Annotated in this window: 1 protein-coding gene; it reads right to left on the bottom strand. The window is 33.8% G+C overall.

Translation table 11 applies throughout. The features are described from left to right. Positions 1-99: 99 nt before the first annotated feature. Positions 100-1034 (bottom strand): transposase (locus HMPREF0381_RS14160; RefSeq protein WP_008752696.1); only part of this gene is annotated, 935 nt, incomplete at its 5' end.

Below are 1034 nucleotides of genomic sequence, written 5' to 3'. Positions count from 1 at the left end.
GGCTTTACTGACTTGTCTAGGATACTTCTATTTTCTATAATGTTGTCTATTTTTGGGCGCAAAAACCCCCTTGTTTGAAATTTGGCATTTGCCTCTTTTCTAAGCTGTTTTCTCCGGAAGTTTTCCCTCGAATTTTTTTAGTTTTGCACTGAGAAAACGATGATATTTATTTATATTTCTTCCAATTGCAAACAGCATAAACTCTTTATATGCTTTATCCTTGGAACGATAATTAAAACGCCTGAAATCTTCGTTTTCTTTGATATCTCCAAAATGCCCTTCTGTTTGAATGGAACGGATCTGACGGTTACGAATTCCTCTCTCACTCTGAATATTCATATGTGATTTTTCTCGCAGTTCTTCCCACACTTCATTGATTTTCATTACTTTATTCTTATCAGCATCTTTATCAGGATTATATTTGTACAAGCACTTAGCTTTATGTTCACATCCGCTACAGTCTGAACATCCGTATACTTCATATGTTTGGGTATAACCATCCTGTTCTCTTTTCTCTGTTCTTAGATGCCTCAATTCACGACCGTCATGGCAGATATAGACTTGTTCATCTTCAAAGATTACTGTCTTCATGTTGTAATATTTACCTATAGCTTCCTTGTATGCTCGTGTTTTTCTCTTTTCATGATCCTGTAGCTTTATATAGCTGTTAATATCATTTTTCTTTAAATATAAAAGATTTTTTTCACTACAATAGCCGCTATCTGCTGTTACTTCTTCCAGCTCTATTTCAAATGCTTTCTTATGTTTCTCAAGAACAGGAATTAATGTATTATAATCTGTACGATCATTGCTTATATATCCATGCACAATAAAATAATTCTCTACTCCAATCTGTACATTGTATGCAGGCTTTAACTGTCCGTTAAGCATATGATCTTCCTTCATTCTCATAAAGGTTGCTTCTAAATCTGTTTTGGAATAACTGTTACGATCTTTTCCCATAATTTCAAAACATTCTTTATAGGCCATTAATCGTTTACCACAACTCTCAAGTTCTTCATATAGTTGCTGAA

Source organism: Lachnoanaerobaculum saburreum DSM 3986, assembly GCF_000185385.1.
GTDB lineage: Bacteria > Bacillota > Clostridia > Lachnospirales > Lachnospiraceae > Lachnoanaerobaculum > Lachnoanaerobaculum saburreum.
This window is presented reverse-complemented; position numbering and strand designations above follow the sequence as displayed.